Genomic DNA, 19931 nt, shown 5'->3' on the forward strand with positions numbered 1-19931 from the left:
GCCAGCGGACTACCTCAGCACGGCCTTCGAGTGGTCGGCCGGGTTCACCAGCACGCCGACTTCGATTCCGGGTTGCCACTCGAACTGCGCCTTCTCCGGAATCAGCTGACGTTGGTGGAGCTCATAGACCTCGACCCCCTCGAGGTCGATCTCGAGCGTCACGTCGAAGAACTCGTTGCGGTCGACCCACTCGCCCGTGCGGTTGACCGAGACGATGGTGGCGGTGCCCGCCAGCCAGTGTCGCATCAGCCCCGAGTCGACGTCGAACGGATTCTCGATGTCGTCGAAGCCCCCGTCAATCATTGAGCCATCGTAGCCACAATGACTCAGTGAGAGTCAAGAGTATTGAGTAACGATCAGCTACTGGCGGGCGCCTGCGAACGAAGCTCGAGAACAGCCATCGCCGCGTTGTGGCCTCCGAGGCCGCTCACGGCTCCGCCGCGGCGGGCGCCCGAACCGCAGAGCAGGATGCGGTCGTGACCGGTCGCGACACCCCAGCGCTCGCCCGGGCTCTCGAGCGCGGCACCGTCATCGACGAACGGCCACGACAGCGGTCCGTGGAAGATGTTGCCGCCCGGCATGCCCAGCGCGCGTTCGATGTCGAGCGTGGTCTTGGTCTCGATGCAGGGCCGTCCCTCTGAATCGAGCAGCAGGCATCCCTCGATCGGCTCGGCGAGCACGCTGTTCAGCGACTCGATGACCGCCGCCTGCAGACGATCGCGCATCTCGTCGTTGTTCTCCGCGGTGATCAGGCGAGAGGGCACGTGCAGGCCGAACACGGTGAGGGTCTGGGCGCCGGATGCCTGCAGCTCGGGCGACAGGATCGACGGATCGGTGAGAGAGTGGCAATAGATCTCGGCGGGCAGCGGCGACGGGAGAGCGCCCGCCTCCGCCGCATCCACGGCGCGGTCGAGCTCGGCGTAGCCCTCGTGGATGTGGAACGTGCCCCCGAAGGCGGCCTCGGGAGACACGCTGTCGTCGAGCAGCTTCGGCAGGCGCGAGAGCAGCAGGTTGACCTTCACCTGGGCGCCCTCCGGTTTGGGGTGAACGGTCGCGCCCTCGGCGCCGGCCTCGCCGAGCAGGCGGTCGAGCACCCAGGGGGCGACGTTCGACAGCACCTGGCCGGCGTGCGCGACCCGCTGCGACCCGCCGAGGGTGAACGACACGGTGCCATCGGGGTCGACCGCCGTGACCTCCGCGCCTGTCACGATGGTGGCGCCGGCCTCGGTGGCCGCGTGCCAGAGCGCGCCGCTCACGGCGCCCATGCCGCCGACGGGCACATCCCAGTCTCCGGTTCCCCCGCCGATCACGTGATAGAGAAAACAGCGGTTCTGCGAGAGGTCACCGCCGGATGCTCGGGCGAATGTTCCGATGAGCCCATCGGTCAGCAGCACACCCCGCACGAGGTCGTTCTCGACGTCGGCCTCGATGGCTCCGGCGAGGGGATGCTCGATGAAAGCGTTCCAGGCGTCGTCGTCGCCGACCAGAGCGCGGGCTTCCGACCGCGTCATCAGCGGCTCCGTGAGGCTCGGCCACAGCGTCTCGGCGAGTCGCGCCGCGCGACCCTGGAACCGCGCGAGACCCTGCGCATCCGGTTCGGCCCCGATCGCCGCGAACGACGCCGCCGTGGCCTCGGAGTCGCCGGTGTCGATGAGCAGGCCTGTCGAGGTGCCGGGCAGCGGAGTGTAGGAGGAGTAGCGGCGGCGCAGCAGGATGAGGTCGAGGCCGAGGTCGTCGATGATGCGCTGGGGAAGCAGGCTCACGAGGTAGGAGTAGCGCGAGAGCCGCGCGTCGTGGCCCGCGAATGCCTGCGCGGAGACGGCCGCCCCGCCCGTGTGGTCGAGTCGTTCGAGCAGCAGCACCTCGAGGCCCGCCTTGGCGAGGTAGGCGGCCGCGACGAGGCCGTTGTGGCCCCCGCCCACGATCACGATGTCGGCCGAATCGGGAACGGCTGCAGTGCTCATGCGTCGAGCATAGTTGCGGGGTGCGCTCCGCCTCCGGGCGTTGGGGGCACCCACGCCATATCCTCGGAGGGTGACCTCTGCGAACCCGAACTCGCCCGAATTCGAGGCCGACCCGAGCCTCACCCCCGTCGATCTCGCGGCGCCGGCGATCGCCCTCGTGCGCCGCTGGCTCGACGAATCGAAAGACGTGGCTCCCGACCCCTCGGCCGAGCGCCTCGCGGGGGTTCTCGAAGATCCCGACGGCCTCGCCTTCACGGTGGGCTTCGTCGACGGTGTCGCCCGCCCCGAAGACCTGGCGGTCGCCGCCAAGAACCTGCAGGCCCTCGGCAGCCGAGTGCCCGCCTTCCTGCCCTGGTACCTGCGCAGCGCCGTCGCGGCAGGAGGGGTCTTCGGCGAGGTCGTTCCCGGAGTGGTCGTTCCCGCGGCGCGAAAGGTTTTGCGGCAGATGGTCGGACACCTGGTGATCGACGCGACCCCCGCGAAGCTGGGCCCGGCGATCGGCAAGCTGCGTGCCGACGGCTCGCGGTTGAACCTCAACCTGCTCGGCGAGGCGGTTCTCGGCTCGGCCGAGGCCCGGCGTCGACTCGAGGGCACCGAGAAACTGCTCGCCAGAGACGACGTCGACTACGTGTCGGTGAAGGTGTCGGCGGTCGCCAGCGACCTCTCGATGTGGGCGTTCGACGAGACGGTCGAGCGCGTCGCCGAGACCCTGCTGCCGCTCTACCGCATCGCTCTGCCGTCGAACAAGTTCATCAACCTCGACATGGAGGAGTACCGCGATCTCGACCTGACTCTCGCGGTCTTCATGAAGATCCTCGACCGTGAGGAGCTGCTCGGGTACTCGGGTGGCATCGTGCTGCAGGCCTATCTGCCGGATGCGCTGGGCGCGATGCAGCGCCTGCAGGAGTGGGCGGCCGCCCGTCGGTCGCGGGGCGGGGCCCCGATCAAGGTGCGCGTGGTGAAGGGTGCGAACCTCGCCATGGAGCACGTCGACGCGGCCCTCCACGGCTGGCCGCTCGCCACCTTCGACAGCAAGCGCGAGACCGACACGAACTACAAGCGGGTGCTCGAGTGGGCACTGACTCCCGAGCGCACCGACGCCGTGCGCATCGGCGTCGCGGGCCACAACCTGTTCGACATCGCGCTCGCGTGGCTGCTCGCCAAGCACCGCGGCGTGACCGACAGCATCGACTTCGAGATGCTGCTCGGAATGGCCACCGGCCAGGCCGACGCCGTGCGCCGCGAGGTGGGCGCGCTGCTGCTGTACACGCCCGTGGTGCAGCCCAAGGAGTTCGACGTGGCGATCAGCTACCTCGTTCGCCGCCTCGAAGAGAATGCGAGCGACGAGAACTTCATGTCGAGCGTGTTCGACATCGCGGCCAGCGACACCGTGTTCGAGCGTGAGAAGAACCGCTTCCTGGCCTCTGTCGATGCGTGGGAATCGGAGCCGTTCCCTTCGACAGGCTCGGGGATCGGGACAGGCTCGGGAAACGGGAGCGCGGCCAAGCGCACGCAGGATCGCGGAGACCTCTCCGAGCTCGCCCGCGCGAGCGACTTCGAGAACACCGCCGACACCGACCCGTCGCTGGCGGCCAATCGCAGCTGGGGCCGTCGCATCCTGTCTCTGGTCGGGCCCGGCAATCGCATCGGCGTCGAGACGATCGACGCGGCGAAGGTGACCGATCCCGGGGTTCTGGATCGCATCATCCACTCGGTGCGCGAGGCGGGGGCCCGCTGGGGTGCGCAGACCGGTGCCGAGCGCGCCGCCGTGCTGCGCCGGGCCGCCCTGGCGCTCGAGGCCAACCGCGACAGGCTCATCGAGGTGATGGCCTCGGAGACCGGCAAGACCATCGCGGAGGGCGACCCCGAGGTGAGCGAGGCTGTCGACTTCGCCAACTACTACGCCGCCCGCGCGGAGGAGCTCGACACGGTCGACGGGGCCGTGTTCGTGCCGTCGGCGCTCACCGTCGTGACGCCTCCGTGGAACTTCCCCGTGGCCATCCCCGCGGGCGGCGTGCTGGCCGCCCTCGCCGCCGGCAGCGGAGTCGTCATCAAGCCCGCACCGCAGGCACGCCGATCGGCCGCCGTACTGGTCGAGGCCCTGTGGGAGTCCGGCATCCCACGCGAGCTGCTCGCGCTCGTCGACATCGAGGAAGGCGACCTCGGCCGCGGGCTGATCTCCCACGAGCTCGTCGACCGCGTGATCCTCACCGGCGCCTACGAGACCGCGAAGCTGTTCCGCTCGTGGCGACCCGAGCTGCCTCTTCTCGCCGAGACGAGCGGCAAGAACGCCATCGTCGTGACGCCGGCGGCCGACCTCGACCTCGCGGTGGCCGACATCGTGAAGAGCGCCTTCGGCCACGCCGGACAGAAGTGCTCGGCCGCGTCGCTCGTGATCCTCGTGGGGTCGGCGGCGCGTTCCGAACGTTTTCACCGGCAGCTCGTGGATGCGGTGTCGTCGCTGCGGGTCGGCTACGCGTCCGACCCCCTCACCGAGATGGGCCCGCTCATCGAGCCCGCCGAGGGCAAGCTTCTCGAGGGGCTCACCACGCTCGGGCCCGGTGAGAAGTGGCTCGTCGAGCCGGTACGGCGCAGCTCCGACGGCCGACTCTGGACCCCGGGAGTGCGCGAGGGCGTGCTGCCGGCCTCGCCCTTCCATACGACCGAGTACTTCGGCCCCGTTCTGGGCATCATGCACGCGTCGACGCTCGAGCAGGCCGTCGAGTACCAGAACGGCACCGACTACGGGCTGACCGCCGGGCTGCACTCCCTCGACCCGGCCGAGGTCGAGCAGTGGCTGGCCACCGTCGAGGCGGGCAATCTCTACGTGAACCGTGGAATCACCGGTGCCATCGTGCAGCGCCAGCCGTTCGGCGGGTGGAAGCGCTCCGCCGTGGGCGCGGGCGCCAAGGCCGGTGGCCCGAACTACCTCGTTCACCTCGGATCGTGGGTCACCGAGCCGGGCGAGCCCAGCGAGGGGCTCAGCAACGCGGGGCTCGACGGTCGCGTCGGCGCTCTGCTCGACTCGGCACAGGCCGGCCTCGACTGGAGCAGCTTCGACCTGGCCCGGCGCGGAGCGAAGAGCGACGCGGTCGCGTGGTCGCAGTCGTTCGCGCCCGTCGACCGTTCGGGCCTCGGCGTCGAGCGCAACGTGCTGCGCTACCGCCCTGTTCCGGTCACGGTGCGCCTCTCCGACGACGGCGAGCGGCACGAGCTGCTGCGCGTGCTCTCGGCGGCCACGCTGGCCCGGTCGAAGGTCACCCTGTCGTCGGCGCACAAGCTCCCTCGTCCGATGCGGGCGCTGCTCAAGGAGTGGGCCGTTCGCGTGGTCATCGAGAACGACGAGGCGTGGCTCGCCCGCGTGACGGCGGAAGGGGTCTCGACCCCGCGCATCCGGCTGATCGGCGGCTCGGCCGAGCGCCTGGCATCGGCGTTGGGCGACGAACCGGATGTCGCGGTGTACGCCGGCGAGGTCACTCGCGCCGGCCGCATCGAGCTGCTGCCGTTCCTGCGCGAGCAGGCGGTGTCGATCACGAACCACCGCTTCGGCAACCCGAGCACCCTGAGCGACGGACTGCTGTAGTTCGACTTCGAGTTGCCGTTTGCGGTCAGGCGAAGTGGCATCGTGGCGCGGTCGAGCGGCGCGAAGTGTCACCTCGGCGGGGTGGGCGCGTGCGGGATGATGGGGGCATGAGCTCCGGCACCTTCGACTTCTTCGCACAGGACGAGCTGCCGGGGCCGGCGCTCACTCTCGACGAGGCGCAGCGCATCGCCCGCGAGAAGTTCGGCATCGTCGGCGTCGCCAGCGAACTGGGCAGCCAGCAGGATGCGAACTACCTGCTGATCGACGAACGGGGCGAGCGCGCCGTGCTCAAGATCGCGAACCCCGCGTTCTCCCGTCTCGAGCTCGAGGCGCAGGATGCGGCGACCCGCCATCTCGCCGAGCAGCAGCCCGGGCTGCGGCTGCCGGTGTCGCGGCCCGGGGCATCCGGCGCCACGATCGAGACGGTCGACGTGGGCGGCGAGCCCCTGCTCGCGCGGGTCATCGAGCACCTCGGCGGGGGCACGCTCTCGGGAGGCGGCTACCTTCCTCCGGCGGTCGTCGCGAGCCTCGGCGAGGTGGCCGCTCGCGTGTCGTCGGGCCTCGCCGATTTCGCGCATCCGGGCACCGAACGAGTCCTGCAGTGGGATCTGCGGCACGCGGCGGCGGTGGTCGAACGGCTCGCCCCCTACATCTCCGACGACGCGAGGCGCGCGGCGGTCGTGGATGCCACGGTCCGGGCCTCGGCGATCGTCGGCACGCTCGTCGATCGGCTTCCGGTGCAGGCGATCCACGGCGACGTGGCCGACGACAACGTGGTGTGCGGAGTGTCGGCCGAGGGCTACCGTGTGGCCGACGGCGTCATCGACTTCGGCGACGTGATGACCTCGTGGCGTGTGGCCGAACTGGCCGTCGCGATCTCGTCGGTGCTGCATCACGCGGGCGCCTCCCCGCTCACGGCGCTGCCCGCGGTGCGCGCCTTCCATGCGATCTCGCCGCTCACGAGCGACGAGATCGACGGCCTCTGGCCGCTCGTCGTTCTGCGCGGCGCCGTGCTCGTGGCCAGCGGAAACCAGCAGGCATCCATCGACGAGGGCAACGACTACGCGACCGGCGCCGTCGAGCACGAGTGGCGCATCTTCGAGGTCGCCGACAGCGTTCCGCTCGCCGTGATGACGGGCGTTCTGCGCGAGGCGCTGGGTATGGATGCCGGGGGTCAGGCGACCCCGCCGGCGACGGTTCCGCCCGTGGTCGCGCCGCTTCTGCCGGCGCTCGATCCCTCCGCGCCGGCGGTGCTCTCGCTCTCGAGCGACTCCGATGAGATGAACGAGGGACGCTGGCTTCTCCCCTCGATAGAGTTCGACGCGGCCCGGCGCCTGCTCGCGGCGGGGGCGGATGCGGTGATCACCCCGTATGGAGAGCGTCGGCTCTCGCGGTCTGTCGCCCTGTCGCCGGAGGCCCCCGCCGTGGCCGCGCTGTCGACCTCGGTGTTCCTGGCGGTGCCGACCGCCGTGCACGCTCCCTGGTCGGGACGCCTCGAGCGACGCGACGACGCGGTCGAACTGGTGTCGAGGGGAGTCCGGCTCGTGTTGCGCGGCGTCGACACGGGGGCCGCCTCGGGAACGCAGCTGCGGGCGGGCCAGCAGCTCGGAACGACGGCTCTCGTCGCAGACGGGCTGTCTGCGCTGTCGGTGCAGCTCGTGACTGTCGACGGGGCCACCCCGGAGTTCGTGCAGAGCGCGCTGTTCACCGGGTGGAGCCTCGTGAGCCCGGATGCGACGTACCTGCTGGGCCAGTCGTTCGCCTCGTTCCCTGAGCCTGCACACCCTTCGTTCCCTGAGCCTGTCGAAGGGGAAGGGGCAGTCGACACGGGTTCCCTTCGACAAGCTCAGGGAACGGAGAAGTCGCTGCTCGAGCGCCGCGCCGCCGTCTTCGCCGACGTGCAGGAGCACTACTACGCCGACCCACCCCGCATCGAGCGCGGGTGGAGGCACACCCTCGTCGACACCGACGCCCGCTGCTATCTCGACATGGTGAACAACGTCGCCTCGGTCGGCCACGCGCATCCGAGAATCGCCGAGGCAGCGCACCGGCAGCTGCAGCGGTTCAACAGCAACTCGCGTTTCAACTACACCTCTGTCGTCGAGCTCTCCGAGAGGCTCTCCGCCTTGCTCCCCGAACCACTCGACACGGTGTTCCTCGTGAACTCGGGCTCGGAGGCCGACGACCTGGCGCTGCGCATCGCCTGGGCGTGGAGCGGCAGGCGCGACGTCGTGGCCGTGCGCGAGGCGTACCACGGCTGGACCTTCGCGACCGATGCCGTGTCGACCTCGGTGGCCGACAACCCCGACGCCCTCGAGACGAGGCCCGACTGGGTGCACACGGTTCCGGCCCCGAACGCCTACCGGGGCGAACTCCGCGGTGCCGGCGCGGCCCACTACGGAAGCCGAGCGGCCGCCGAGGTCCGCGAGCTGACGGCATCCGGTCGCCCGCCCGCCGCGTTTCTCGCCGAGGCTTTCTACGGAAACGCGGGAGGGATGCCCCTGCCCGACGGCTACCTGGCCGAGGTCTACGCGGCCGTGCGCGAGGCCGGCGGGCTGGCGATCGCCGACGAAGTGCAGGTGGGCTACGGCCGACTGGGCGAGTGGTTCTGGGGTTTCGAGCAGCAGGGGGTGGTTCCCGACATCGTGACGATCGCGAAGGCGATGGGCAACGGGCATCCGCTCGGAGCGGTGATCACGAGCCGCGAGGTGGCCGACAACTACCGCAACCAGGGGTACTTCTTCTCGTCTGCCGGAGGATCGCCGGTGTCGAGCGTCATCGGCCTGGCCGTTCTCGACATCCTGCGCGACGAGGGGCTGCAGCAGAACGCTCGCGTCGTCGGAGGGCACCTGCGCTCACGCCTCGCCGCGCTCGGAGACGCGCACGAGCTGGTGGGCACCGTGCACGGATCAGGCCTCTACCTCGGCCTCGAGTTCGTGACGTCGCGCGAGACCCTCGAGCCGGCGACGCGCGAGACCGCGGCGATCTGCGAGCGGATGCGCGAGCTCGGCGTGATCATCCAGGCGACGGGCGACAGGCAGAACATCCTCAAGATCAAGCCGCCGCTGACGCTCACGATCGAGGCGGCCGACTACTTCGTCGACATCCTCGGCCGGGTCCTCGCCGAGGGCGTCGGCTTCGACGAGAGGCGCCGCTCGGCCTGACACGTGCAGCGATCCGTGTTCACGCGCGTGCGCTAGCGTGCCCCCGTGAGTTCACCGCGATTGACCCGTCGACTCACGCTGGGCGACGCGGTCTTCATCGGTCTCGGATCGATGATCGGCGCCGGTGTCTTCGCCGTGTTCCAGCCGGCCGCGCAGACCGCGGGCGTGGGCCTGCTCGTGGGACTGGTGATCGCGGCCGTCGTCGCCTTCTGCAACGCGCACTCCTCGGCGCGGCTCGCGGCGCAGTACCCCTCGGCCGGCGGAACCTACGTCTACGGCCGCGAGCTCCTCGGTCCGTGGTGGGGGTTCGCCGCCGGCTGGAGCTTCGTCGTCGGCAAGACCGCCAGCTCGGCCGCCATGGCGATGACCTTCGCGGCCTACGCCGTCCCGTCACCGTGGTCGCGCCTGGCCGCGGTCGCGGTGGTGGTCGTGCTGGTCACGGTGAACCTCTTCGGCATCACGCGCACCGCGTTTCTCACCCGGCTGATCGTGGTGCCGGTGCTGGCCCTGCTCGCCGTGGTCGTCGCATCCGGGGTTCTCGGCGGAGCGACAAGCGGAGCGTTCGTGCCCGAATCCCTCCAATCGTGGTTCGGCGCGGGCGCAGAATGGCGGCATTCGGGCACGAACACGGGCAGCCAGGGCGGCCCGTCGGGTGACGCCTTCGCCGTGCTGCAGTCGGCGGGCCTGCTGTTCTTCGCCTTCGCGGGGTACGCGCGCATCGCCACCCTCGGCGAGGAGGTGCGCGACCCGGCCCGCACGATTCCGCGGGCGATCGGCATCGCCTTCGCGGTCGTGGTGGTCGTCTACGCCGCCGTCGGCGTGACGGCGCTCGGTGCGCTCGGCGCATCCGGTCTCGCGGCCAGCGACAATCCGCTCGTCGACGTCGTGACGGCCAATGGATGGGCGTGGGCCTCGCCGCTGGTGCGTATCGGGGCCGCTCTCGCCTCGCTCGGTGCGCTGTTGGCGCTCATCACGGGAATCGGCCGCACGAGCTTCGCCATGGCGCGCGAGGGCGATCTGCCGCGCTGGTTCAGTGCCGTGCATGCCCGCTACAGCACGCCGTATCGGGCGGAGATCGCGGTCGGCGTCGTGGTGGTCGTGCTCGTGCTCATCGCCGATCTGCGCGGAGTGATCGCCTTCTCGTCGTTCGGCGTGCTGCTGTACTACTTCGTGGCCAACGTGGCGGCATTCCGGCAGCGGCGCGAGTTCACGGGTAAGCGGGCGCGCACCCTCGGGCGTGCGGTGAGCGTCGTGGGCGCGATCGGCTGCGCGGTGCTCGTGGTCACGCTGCCGCTGCCGGCCGTCGTGACCGGTGCCGCGGTCGTGCTCACGGGCTTCGCGCTGCGGGCCGCTCGGCGGGCACGTGTCTGATTCAGGAGGAGCGCGTCACCGTGTGCATAGTGGCGTCGGCCGCGCTCTCCTCCTGAATCAGTTACGGCTGCTGGCGCGAACGAGGCGTGAGCCCTGCCGCTGCACCCTGTTCTGCGAGAGGGCGAGCTCGAGGCCGCGCTCGATCCACGCGCGGGTCGACTCGGTGAGTCGCGAGTAGCCGAGCACCGACGCCGTCTCGCGCAGCAGCTCGTCGGAGTCGATCGAGAGCGACTCGGCGAGCAGCAGCTCGATCGCATTCGAGATCTCCTGCGGGCTCACGTCGGTCACGGGCCGCACGGCGGTCGAGGAGGTGCGACGCGCCCCTCGCCAGGTCGACGCGTCGAGCCCGGCGGGCCACGCGAAGTCGTCGGGCGAGATCGCGAACGCCCCGCGCACGGTCTGCTGCAGCAGTTCGCGCTTGGCATCGCCCACGCGGCTGTAGTCGAAGCGGCGCGCGATCGTCGACACCAGTCGGTCGACCGGTATCGGCCCCTCCACCTCGAGGATGCTCGCGGCCTCGGTCTCGATGATCGGCACGGCGTCGAGGTTGTCGAGCTTCGACTGCGAGTACACCGCGGTGTCGTCTGCAGGCTCGAAGACCGGCAGTTCGCGCGCGAGGGTCGAGGTCGACGCGGTCGTGGGGAACGCCCTCTCCGCCCGCGCGTCCTCGGCGGCCCGGTCGGCAGCCTTGCCGGCGTCGCGTGCGGCCTCCACCGCATCCGCGTCGGGCAGGCGTGCGCTCGCCGGGTGATCGACGGCCACGACGATCCGGGCGATCAGCGCGCTGCGGTCGCGGATCCAGGCCGGTAGCCACGCGCGGATGACGGCGGGCCACGACATCACATCGACGAGCAGGTTCGGCGCTCCGTCGCGGTCGCTCACGGTGGGGCGCGACGCCCAGCCGGGCCCGTCGACCATCACGGCGACGGCCCACGACGACGCTCCGCGGTGCCGCACCGCGAGGTCAACGGTGAACGAGGAGAGTCCGAGGCCGGTCTCCACCTCGAGTCCGCGGTCGCGCAGTGCGGTGGCGAGCTCGTCGACGAAGCGTCCCTGGTTGCCGGTGACGGCATCCTGCGCCCCGCCCCGGCCGCCGCCGGGGAGCGCGCCCGCGCTGCGGGTCGCCGCGAACTCCAGATACGACTTGAGGTCGGCGATGCCCTGCGCGCGCGAGCGGGTGAGCTGGATGTCGGCCGCGTCGAACGAGCTGAACAGCACCACCTGCCGCTTCGCGCGGGTGACCGCCACGTTGAGCCGGCGCTCGCCGCCGGGCAGGTTGAGCGGCCCGAAGTTCAGGGGCAGGATGCCCGTGGCCGGGTCTTTCGAGAACGCGAGCGAGAACAGGATGGTGTCGCGTTCGTCGCCCTGCACGTTCTCGAGGTTCTTCACGAAGAGCTCGGAGCCGGGGGCGGCGAGCAGTGCCTTCTGGATCACCGGATCGGTGCTGTCCTCGAGCTTGTCGAGAATGAGATCGCGCTGCTGCACGTTGAAGCACACGACGCCGATCGACTCGCGCATCGTGGCCGGTGCCCGCAGCCGCGACACGATCTCGTCGACGATGGCCTGCGCCTCGACCTCGTTCGTGCGGGTGCGCCCGCGGTCGAACGTGCCGTCGACGCGGCGCCAGCCGAGTCCGGTGCCGGCGGTGCCGGTGCCGCTGCTGCCGGCCGCGGCTCCGCTGCGCGGCGACGGCAGGCTCACGAGCTTGTTGCCGTAGTACGCCGCGTTCGAGAACGCGATGAGGCTCTCGTCCTGGCTGCGGTAGTGCCAGTTGAGCCAGAGCTGCGGCAGCCCGGATTCCACCGACTCGGTGAGGATCGACTCGAGGTCCTCGACCACCAGCGGTTCGTCGCGTTCGGGGGCCGGGGTGTCGGGACCCGTCGCATCCACCTGCATGATGCGCGTGGGAGGCATCTGCTTCGAGTCGCCCACCACGATCACGGCCTTGCCGCGCCCCATCGCCCCGATGGCCTGCGGCACCCTGATCTGCGACGCCTCGTCGAAGATCACGAGGTCGAACTCGATGCTGTCGGGGTCGAGGAAGTGCGCCACCGATCCCGGGCTCATGAGGAACACCGGCACGATCGACGTGAGCGCGCGCGGGTAGCGGCGGGCGACCTCGCGGAAGGCGAGGCCTCCGCGCTTGCGCTCGATCTGGCGGGCGAGCTCGGCGACCTCGCCGCGCAGCTCGTCGGCGTCGAAGGGCCGCGCCGCCAGCAGCTCGGCGGCCAGTTCGCCGCGCAGCTGCTCGCGCACGAGCGCGCCCTGGTCGCGGTAGGCCGACACGTGCCGATCCTGCGCGTCGCCGTCGAAGGTGTCGAGATTCGCGGCCGCGAGGCGCTCCTCGAGCGATGCGGTGGCGAGACCCCGCATCAGGGCCTCGGATGCGTCGGTCGGCTCGATCTGGCCCGTCGCCAGCTGAGTGCTGAAGCCGGCCAGGCCCAGTTCGCGCAGGTGCTCGAGCTGGCGCCTCGTCTCGGTGAAGCGCTGCAGCTGCAGCAGCCCGGTGGCGCGCACGTCGATGAGCCACGAGACCTCGTCGGTCGCCCAGGCCGAGACCCAGTCGCGGCCGTGAGCCCACTGGCGCACGGTCAGCCCGGTCGCCCCGACGGCCGAGAGCCAGCGGTTCCAGCTCGCGTCGATGTCGCGCACGATCGCCGCGTCGGCGTCGGTGGTTCCGGGGGCGTCGGCACCGGCGCCGGCACCCGCGCCGGAGGAGACCCAGCCCCATGCCCTCGGCGTGCGCTTCGCCAGCCAGACCGAGCCGAGCGAGGTGCGCACGGCCGTGTCGAGGATGGTCTTCGCGTCGGGCGAGTAGGGCTGCCAGCCGGCCGGAAGGACGAGACCCGCCAATGCCGACGCCTGGCGCTGCAGTTCCTGCGCATCCGATCGGGCCGCCTGCAACGCCACGAGCAGCGGGGTCACGGCCTTGCCGCTCGGCTCGAAGCCGGCGCGCAGCAGGGGCCGCAGGGCGGACCGGATCGAGCGGCGGCGCAGCTCGGGAAGGAACCACGCGCCGTCGAGCGCGGTCGAGCGCTCGGCCCATTCGTCGAGCCGGGGCGCCTCGATGGCGGCGGCCGAGGCGTCGGCGAGAGCGGCTGCGTGCCGCTCGAGATAGTCGGCGAGGCCCGTTCGCAGCGCATCGGATGCCTCGCGCCAGCTCGTGCGGTCGATGGCGGTGAGCGCGTCGGCGGGCGGCAGAAGACCTCGCGAGCGGGCGTCGAGCAATCGGGATGCGACGGGCAGCTCGGTCGCCGGGCGCAGGTCTCCGAGAACGAGGCGTGCCTCGGGCGACAGCTCGTCGAGCCGGGGGCGCACGGCGGCGAGATCGCGCAGCGAATCCGTGACCGGTGCGACCTGCAGCCGGGCGGGATCCGTCGCCCCGACGACGAGCCACGGGTGCGCGGGGCGCAGGCCGAAGCGCTGGGCTGCCTCACGGAAGTCGCGGGCGATGATGGTGGGACTCTCGTCGGGAGTGGTGGTGAGCCAGCCCGTGGGCACGGCCGCGGTGGGGCCCTCCCCGAGTGAGGCCAGGGCGTCGTAGGCCGACCACGCCGTGTAGCCGAGCGCGTTCGGCGAGTGCACCCGTGTGGGATGCCGGTCGAGCTCGGAGATCGCCGCGCGCAGCCGGGTGTCGGCCAGCGCCCACGCGTGCGGATCGGTGGCCACGCGCAGCCGCAGCGACTCGCGCAGCTGCTCGCGGATCGTGTTCATCGACTGCTTCGCGCCGTGCAGCTCGAGGCTGAACGCACCGAGTCCGATGGCGTCGAGCCGTCGCTTGACCACCTCGAGAGCGGCCTGCTTCTCGGCCACGAACAGCACGGTCTTGCCCTCGGTGAGCGCGTGCGCGATGAGGTTCGTGATGGTCTGCGACTTGCCCGTGCCGGGAGGGCCCTCGAGCACGAAGGACTGGCCGCTCGTGGCGCGCACGACGGCGGCCATCTGCGATCCGTCTGCCGCGATCGGCAGCCGCAGGGCAGCCTCGTCGATCGTGGGCCGAGCCTCGCCGGCCGGTTCCACGAACGTCTCGCCCGGACGCTCGACGAGGTGCCTGACCACGGGGTTCGAGAGCAGGGAGCGCCAGTTGCTGTCGATGTCCTTCCAGATCTGGAAGGTGGAGAAGCGCAGGATGGCGAGGCTCACCGACTCCTCGAGTCGGTAGGGCAGCTCGGCCTCCGCGAGCTGGCGGCGGATTCCCTCGAACACCGCCTCGATCGCGAGGCCGGAGTCGTCGATCGCCGGCGAGCTGAGCTCGGTGAGGTCGAGCCCCTGCGTGGTCTGGAACCACTGCAGCAGGCACAGATTGGGCTGCGCGAGGTCGTCGCCGTCGGCGGCGAGGAAGTAGGGGGTGAACGACAAGCCGCCTGTGAGCCGCACCGGCATAAGAAAAAGGGGAGCGCGCGCCTCGCGCCCATCCGGTCTCGTGTGGACCAGCGTGCCCAGCGTGAGGTACAGGTAGTTGCTGCCGGTCTCCTGCTCGAGCGACTCGGCCTCGCGCTTCATGGCGCGCAGCTGCTTGCGGTGCTTCTCGTCGTCGAGCTGTGAGAACAGGGTGCGAGAGGTGCGGAAGACGGCGCTCAGCTCGTCGTGCGCGAGGGGCGTGTGCGAGTCGATGCCGTCGACCCGCTTGCGGCCGGATGCGTCGAGGCCGCTCGAGAGGCGCAGCTTGCGGCCCGCATGCACCGCGTCGTCGATCGAGGGAAGGAGGCCCGGAGGCACCACGAGGTCGAGTACCTTCTGGGTGCGCGGCATGTTGAGCAGAGGATTGCGCAGGGTGAGGTCGAGCAGGTCGCGCTTCCAGTTGCGCACGCGGGCGGGGGAGTCGTCGAGGCGCTCCAGCCTGCTCAGCACCTCGGCGTCGGCTGCGTCTTCGACGGGGTTCTGCGGGGCGTCCTGCGGGGCGTCCTGCACGGCATCCTGTACGGGGGCTTCGATCACAGCGTCGTCGACCGGGGCGTCGCCGTCTTTGATCGGTCCTGCGTGCCTGGCGCGCCTGACCGGCTCGTCGGTGTTCATGTTCATGGTGCGTGTCTCCCCTTGCATCCAGTGTCGCCTCTGTGTGCTGGAGGAAAGATGTGCCGAGCCGTGCAGGGCGAAACCGGGAGGGGACTGCCGTGGTTTCCATGGTCGCGGGGGGTCTGTCAAGGCGGGGTGGCCGCGGAGGGAACATCCCTACCCTCGAAGCATGAAGCACATCATGTACGCAGAGAAGACACTGATGATCGGCGACGACGCGGCCGACCTGGCGATCGAGTATGCGGCGGTGCTTGCCAACCTCAGCAAGGCCGACACGATCACGCTGAACGCCTTCGACGGCGACGGGGACACCGTCGAGGCGAAGCTGCTGCTTAACTCGGGAACCAATATCGTCGCGGCCACGAGCCACAACAGCCTCGAAGAGCCCGACAACTCGGAGGCGATCGCATACATCCGCGAGCAGATGGTCGCTCTGAGCTCTCCCCGCTACGCGATGCCGCACGCCGGCGGCGACGGCTCCGACGCGGTGGACATCGACATGGATCTGGACGGCATCGACCGCTAGCGCCGCTCACCCGCGCCGGTCGAGTCGTGAGGAACGAGCGTATCGAGACCATCACCCGGTGATCTCGATACGCGGGCTCCTTCGTCGCGCCGCTACTCGATCGGCGAAAGTGGTTTCGCGACCAAGTGAGGACAACGTTGTTGCCTCGGACAAAACCGGTGGTTCGAGGTGCCTTACGAGAGGTTTGTCCTCACTTCAACAGGACAGATTGTCGGGCTGCGGCGTGTCGGCGTGCGCCACGCCGACGCGGGCGCGATCTGTCCTGTTGAACCGCGCCGGAGCACGGGGGAGGTCAGCGGAGCTTGAGGGCCTGCGCTACCAGTTCGAGGGCCTCGTCGGGGGCCAGGCCCAGCGAGCGGGTCTTCGCGGCGTAGTCCGCGGCGGCGTGCTGGGCCGCCCGGTGCGCGGCGTCGCCCTGCGCCGATACCAGGGTGCCTCCCCGGCCATGGGTCTCGACGATGCCATCGGCCTCGAGCTCCTTGTACGCGCGGGCCACAGTGTTCGCCGCGAGGTCGAGGCGTTCGGCCAGGGCGCGCACCGGCGGCAGCCGGTAGCCGGCGGGCAGCTCGCCCGAGGTGGCCAGCTCGAGAACGTGAGCCCGCAGCTGCTCGTACGGGGGTGTGCCGCCTGCGGCATCCACCGACCAGTCGCCGGGGAACCCGGCGTCAGGCATCGGATGCCTCGGGCTGCTCGGGCGCGTCGGTGTCGGCCCGCCCACGATCGGCCAGCGACTCGAGCAGCGCCTTCGGAACGATGAGCCGCTCGAGGTCGCCGAACGGAACCGCGCCCTCGTCGGCCCGGTCGTCGGCGCTGTTGCTGAGTGCCCGCACCTGCGTGTGCAGGTTCTGCATCTTCAGGTCGAGGCGGTTCGCCGTGTCGGCCGCATCTTTCAGCTCGTCGAGCAGCGTGGCCGGAACCTCGCGGTTGTACTTGTAGTAGATCTTGTGCTCGAGGCTGGCCCAGAAGTCCATGGCGATGGTGCGGATCTGGATCTCGACCGGAACCTGCTCCACTCTGTCCGACATGAAGACGGGCACCGACACGATCAGGTGCAGGCTCGTGTAGCCGTTGGCCTTGGGGTTCGCCACATAGTCGCGCTCGGCGATCACCGTGAGGTCGACCTGGCTCGCGAGCATGTCGCGGATCTTGTAGATGTCGCTCAGGAAGCTGCACGTGATGCGGATTCCGGCGATGTCGTGGATGCAGTCGCGGATCACCGCGGTGTCGATCGCGACCCCCTTGCGACGCGCCTTCTCGAGAATCGAATCGGGCGATTTGAGCCTCGAGTTCACGTGCTCGATGGGGTTGTAGTCGTGCACGTGGTTGAACTCCTCGCGCAGGATGTTGATCTTCGTCATCACCTCGTCGATGCCGAACTTGTACGACATCATGAAGCGCGTGAACTCGGCCCGCAGGTCGCGGATCTCGGCCTCCGTGCGGGGCGGCTCGGTGACGGGCGGGGTGTCTGAAGGGGCGTGCACAGCCGAAGTCTGCCAGTGCTACCTGCGGATCAGGTTCGAGAGGACTATGGCGCTGCGGGTGTGGTCGACGTTCGGCGCGATGCGCACCTTCTCGAGAGCCAGCTCCAGGCTCGGGATGTCGCGCGAGCGCATGTGCACGATCGCGTCGGCGCTGCCCGTGACGGTTCCCGCATCGACGACCTCGGGCACAGACGAGAGGATGCGTTTGAGCTCGGCGGGCGCGACCGTTCCGCGGCAGAACAGCTCGACATACGCCTCGGTCACGGTGCCGTCGAGAGTGGGGTCGAGCTGGATGGTGAAGCCGCGGATGATGCCGCTGCCCACGAGCCGGTCGATGCGTCTCTTCACAGCAGAGGCCGAGAGCCCGATGACCTGTCCGATATCGCCGTACCCGGTGCGGGAATTCAGCTTGAGCAGGTCGAGAATCTTGTAATCCAGGGCGTCCATACCCCGAGGATACGCGGAATTGTTGCACGGGCAGGGAGTTCGCGCACAAGAACTGCGTTGAACGATCGTCACGCGCGGATTGCCGCATGCAAGACTGGTCTCAGGCGTGCCCGGCTGTGCAACAGGCCTGGGCCACTGGACTCAGTCCGCCTCCCGTGACAATCCTCGGAGGAACTCCCCATGACGTCCACTCTCGAAACCTCAGGCCAGTCCGCAGCTCCCGCCCGCGTCGCCACCCCGCGGCACTACCTCATGTGCCGCCCCGACCACTTCACCGTCGCCTACCGCATCAACCCCTGGATGGACCCGGCGGTTCCCACCGACACCTCGCTCGCCGTGGCCCAGTGGAACACCCTCTACGAGACCTACCTCTCGCTCGGCCACACGGTCGAACTGATCGACCAGATCCCCGGCCTGCCCGACATGGTCTACACGGCCAACGGCGGATTCGTCATCGACAACGTCGCCTACGGCGCCCTGTTCACGCACCCGGAGCGCCAGCCCGAGGGGCCTGCCTTCATGGAGTGGTTCCGCGAGCACGGCTACGAGGTCGCCGAGCCGCAGAACGTCAACGAGGGCGAGGGCGACTTCCTGCTCGTCGGAGACGTGATCCTGGCGGGAACCGGGTTCCGCAGCGCATCGAACAGCCACGAGGAGATCGGCGCCCTCTACAACCGCGAGGTCGTCACGCTGAACCTCGTCGACCCCCGCTTCTACCACCTCGACACCGCGATCTCCGTGCTCGATCCGCTCACGGGCGACAGCTCGGCGAACATCGCCTACCTGCCCAGCGCGTTCGACACCGCCAGCCGCCTCGAGCTCGAGAAGCGCTTCCCCGACGCGATCCTGGTCAGCGAAGAAGACGGGGCCATCCTCGGCCTCAACTCCATCTCCGACGGCTACAACGTGGTCATCGCGAACCGCGCGGTGGGCTTCGAGAAGCAGCTGCGCGAGCGCGGCTACAACCCCATCAAGGTCGACCTCTCCGAGCTGCTGCTCGGCGGCGGCGGCGTCAAGTGCTGCACTCTGGAACTCCGCCCTTCGACAGGCTCAGGGACCGAAAAGTGATCACGGACAGCACTCTTTCAGTTGCCCAGGCGGCGGCCATCCGACTCGTCGACGAGCATGCCGCGCACAACTATCACCCGCTTCAGGTGGTTGTTGAGTCGGGCGATGGAGCGTGGGTCACCGACATCGACGGGCGCCGCTACCTCGACTGCCTCGCCGCGTACTCGGCCGTCAACTTCGGCCACTCGAACCCGATGCTGATCGACGCGGCCAAGGCGCAGCTCGACCGCATCACGCTCACGTCGCGCGCGTTCCACTCCGACCGGCTCGGGCCGTTCGTCACCTCCCTCGCCCAGCTCGCCGGCAAAGACATGGTGCTGCCCATGAACACGGGTGCCGAGGCCGTCGAGTCGGGCATCAAGGTCGCCCGCGCGTGGGGATACCGCGTCAAGGGCGTCGCCCCCGAGCAGGCGAACATCATCGTCATGGACGGCAACTTCCACGGCCGCACCATCTCGATCATCAGCTTCTCCGACGACGCCACGGCCCGCGACGGCTTCGGCCCGTTCACGCCCGGTTTCCGCAGCGTCGCCTACGGCGATGTGGATGCCGTGGCGAACGCCATCGACGAGAACACGGTCGCCGTGCTGGTCGAGCCGATCCAGGGCGAGGCGGGCATCGTGGTTCCGCCCGCGTCGTATCTGCCCGCGCTGCGAGAGCTGTGCACGGCGCAGAACGTGCTGATGATCGCCGACGAGATCCAGTCGGGCCTCGGTCGCACGGGAGCCACCTTCGCGTGCGATCTCGTGGGCGTCGTCCCCGATCTCTACCTGCTGGGCAAGGCTCTCGGCGGCGGAATCGTTCCCGTCTCGGCCGTGGTCGGCAACGCCGATGTGCTCGGGGTGCTGAATCCCGGCGAGCACGGATCGACCTTCGGAGGCAACCCGCTCGCCGCCGCGGTCGGGCACGCCGTCGTCGACCTGCTGGCCACCGGCGAGTACCAGGCCCGCGCGGCCGAGCTCGGAGCGCACCTGCACTCGCGTCTGCTCTCGCTCGTGGGTCGCGGCGTGGTCGAGGTTCGCGGGGCCGGCCTCTGGGCGGGCATCGACATCGATCCCGAGCTCGCGTCGGGACGCGAGGTCTGCGAGGCGCTGCTCGCCCGCGGAATCCTGGCGAAGGACACGCACGGGTCGACCATCCGTCTGGCCCCGCCGATCGTCGTCTCGAGGGAAGACCTCGACTGGCTGGTCGACGAGCTCGAGCTCACGCTGGAGTCGCTCGCGGCCTAGCTCCTCTGCGTCGGTCGAGTAGCGAGGAACGAGCGTATCGAGACCACCCTCGACGATGGTCTCGATACGTCGTGCTCGTTCC

Annotated in this window: 12 protein-coding genes; 6 read left to right on the forward strand and 6 right to left on the reverse strand. The window is 69.9% G+C overall.

Annotated features, from left to right (window positions below; all coding sequences use genetic code 11):
* Window positions 1–9: 9 nt before the first annotated feature.
* Together QCD70_RS06505 and QCD70_RS06510 are read right to left on the reverse strand one after the other, a co-directional pair.
* Window positions 10–303, reverse strand: coding sequence for a hypothetical protein (locus QCD70_RS06505; protein ID WP_301214351.1), 294 nt, complete (start codon window positions 301–303; stop codon window positions 10–12).
* A gap of 53 nt (window positions 304–356) precedes the next feature.
* The gene (locus QCD70_RS06510) at window positions 357–1964 is read right to left on the reverse strand and encodes a phytoene desaturase family protein (protein WP_301214353.1); all 1608 of its coding nucleotides are present in this window, start codon (window positions 1962–1964) and stop codon (window positions 357–359) included.
* A gap of 70 nt (window positions 1965–2034) precedes the next feature.
* Between QCD70_RS06510 and QCD70_RS06515 the strand changes: the two genes are divergently transcribed.
* The 3 genes from QCD70_RS06515 (at window position 2035) to QCD70_RS06525 (ending at window position 10082) form a co-directional block, all read left to right on the forward strand.
* Window positions 2035–5547: a proline dehydrogenase family protein gene (locus QCD70_RS06515; RefSeq protein ID WP_441004922.1), complete on the forward strand. Its 3513-nt coding sequence runs from the start codon at window positions 2035–2037 to the stop codon at window positions 5545–5547.
* A 107-nt stretch (window positions 5548–5654) separates the two neighbouring features.
* The gene (locus QCD70_RS06520) at window positions 5655–8711 is read left to right on the forward strand and encodes an aminotransferase family protein (protein ID WP_301214355.1); all 3057 of its coding nucleotides are present in this window, start codon (window positions 5655–5657) and stop codon (window positions 8709–8711) included.
* A 45-nt stretch (window positions 8712–8756) separates the two neighbouring features.
* Window positions 8757–10082: an APC family permease gene (locus QCD70_RS06525; protein ID WP_301214357.1), complete on the forward strand. Its 1326-nt coding sequence runs from the start codon at window positions 8757–8759 to the stop codon at window positions 10080–10082.
* Window positions 10083–10139: 57 nt separating this feature from the next.
* On the opposite strand, the gene QCD70_RS06530 is transcribed toward QCD70_RS06525, so the two are convergent.
* On the reverse strand, window positions 10140–15104 hold the full coding sequence (locus QCD70_RS06530; RefSeq protein WP_301214359.1) for a DUF4011 domain-containing protein: 4965 nt from the start codon (window positions 15102–15104) through the stop codon (window positions 10140–10142).
* Window positions 15105–15267: 163 nt separating this feature from the next.
* On the opposite strand from QCD70_RS06530, the gene QCD70_RS06535 reads away from it, so the two are divergent.
* Window positions 15268–15624 carry a hypothetical protein gene (locus QCD70_RS06535; RefSeq protein ID WP_301214361.1) on the forward strand — a complete coding sequence of 119 codons (357 nt, stop codon included), beginning with the start codon at window positions 15268–15270 and terminating at the stop codon, window positions 15622–15624.
* A gap of 292 nt (window positions 15625–15916) precedes the next feature.
* Here QCD70_RS06535 and QCD70_RS06540 read toward each other — a convergent pair whose 3' ends face one another.
* From QCD70_RS06540 to QCD70_RS06550, 3 genes are read right to left on the reverse strand one after another with little or no spacing between them, the layout of a single operon-like run.
* Complete coding sequence (locus QCD70_RS06540) at window positions 15917–16297, reverse strand: GntR family transcriptional regulator (RefSeq protein ID WP_301214363.1); 381 nt, start codon at window positions 16295–16297, stop codon at window positions 15917–15919.
* On the reverse strand, window positions 16290–17105 hold the full coding sequence (locus tag QCD70_RS06545; protein WP_367316698.1) for a GTP pyrophosphokinase: 816 nt from the start codon (window positions 17103–17105) through the stop codon (window positions 16290–16292). The genes QCD70_RS06540 and QCD70_RS06545 overlap by 8 nt, the downstream gene beginning before the upstream one ends.
* A gap of 18 nt (window positions 17106–17123) precedes the next feature.
* Entirely contained in the window at window positions 17124–17552 is a 429-nt protein-coding gene (locus QCD70_RS06550) for an Lrp/AsnC family transcriptional regulator (protein WP_055925222.1), read from the reverse strand.
* Between the two features lie 180 nt (window positions 17553–17732).
* Here QCD70_RS06550 and ddaH point away from each other — a divergent pair, with 180 nt between their 5' ends.
* Together ddaH and rocD are read left to right on the forward strand one after the other, a co-directional pair.
* Window positions 17733–18620 carry a dimethylargininase gene (gene ddaH / locus QCD70_RS06555; protein ID WP_301214368.1) on the forward strand — a complete coding sequence of 296 codons (888 nt, stop codon included), beginning with the start codon at window positions 17733–17735 and terminating at the stop codon, window positions 18618–18620.
* A complete protein-coding gene (gene rocD, locus QCD70_RS06560) occupies window positions 18620–19849 on the forward strand; it encodes an ornithine--oxo-acid transaminase (RefSeq protein ID WP_441004925.1) in 1230 nt (409 codons plus the stop codon). Before ddaH ends, rocD begins: the two co-directional genes overlap by 1 nt.
* Window positions 19850–19931 lie beyond the last annotated feature (82 nt).

It is taken from the genome of Agreia sp. PsM10, assembly GCF_030433855.1.
Classification (GTDB): Bacteria; Actinomycetota; Actinomycetes; order Actinomycetales; family Microbacteriaceae; genus Agreia.

Bases quoted from the DNA above. Each gene is read 5' to 3' on its own strand.
- QCD70_RS06505 (WP_301214351.1), bottom strand. From the start codon at position 303: ATGATTGACGGGGGCTTCGACGACATCGAGAATCCGTTCGACGTCGAC.
- QCD70_RS06510 (WP_301214353.1), bottom strand. From the start codon at position 1,964: ATGAGCACTGCAGCCGTTCCCGATTCGGCCGACATCGTGATCGTGGGC.
- QCD70_RS06520 (WP_301214355.1), top strand. From the start codon at position 5,655: ATGAGCTCCGGCACCTTCGACTTCTTCGCACAGGACGAGCTGCCGGGG.
- QCD70_RS06530 (WP_301214359.1), bottom strand. From the start codon at position 15,104: ATGAACATGAACACCGACGAGCCGGTCAGGCGCGCCAGGCACGCAGGA.
- QCD70_RS06535 (WP_301214361.1), top strand. From the start codon at position 15,268: ATGAAGCACATCATGTACGCAGAGAAGACACTGATGATCGGCGACGAC.
- QCD70_RS06540 (WP_301214363.1), bottom strand. From the start codon at position 16,297: ATGCCTGACGCCGGGTTCCCCGGCGACTGGTCGGTGGATGCCGCAGGC.
- QCD70_RS06550 (WP_055925222.1), bottom strand. From the start codon at position 17,552: ATGGACGCCCTGGATTACAAGATTCTCGACCTGCTCAAGCTGAATTCC.
- ddaH (WP_301214368.1), top strand. From the start codon at position 17,733: ATGACGTCCACTCTCGAAACCTCAGGCCAGTCCGCAGCTCCCGCCCGC.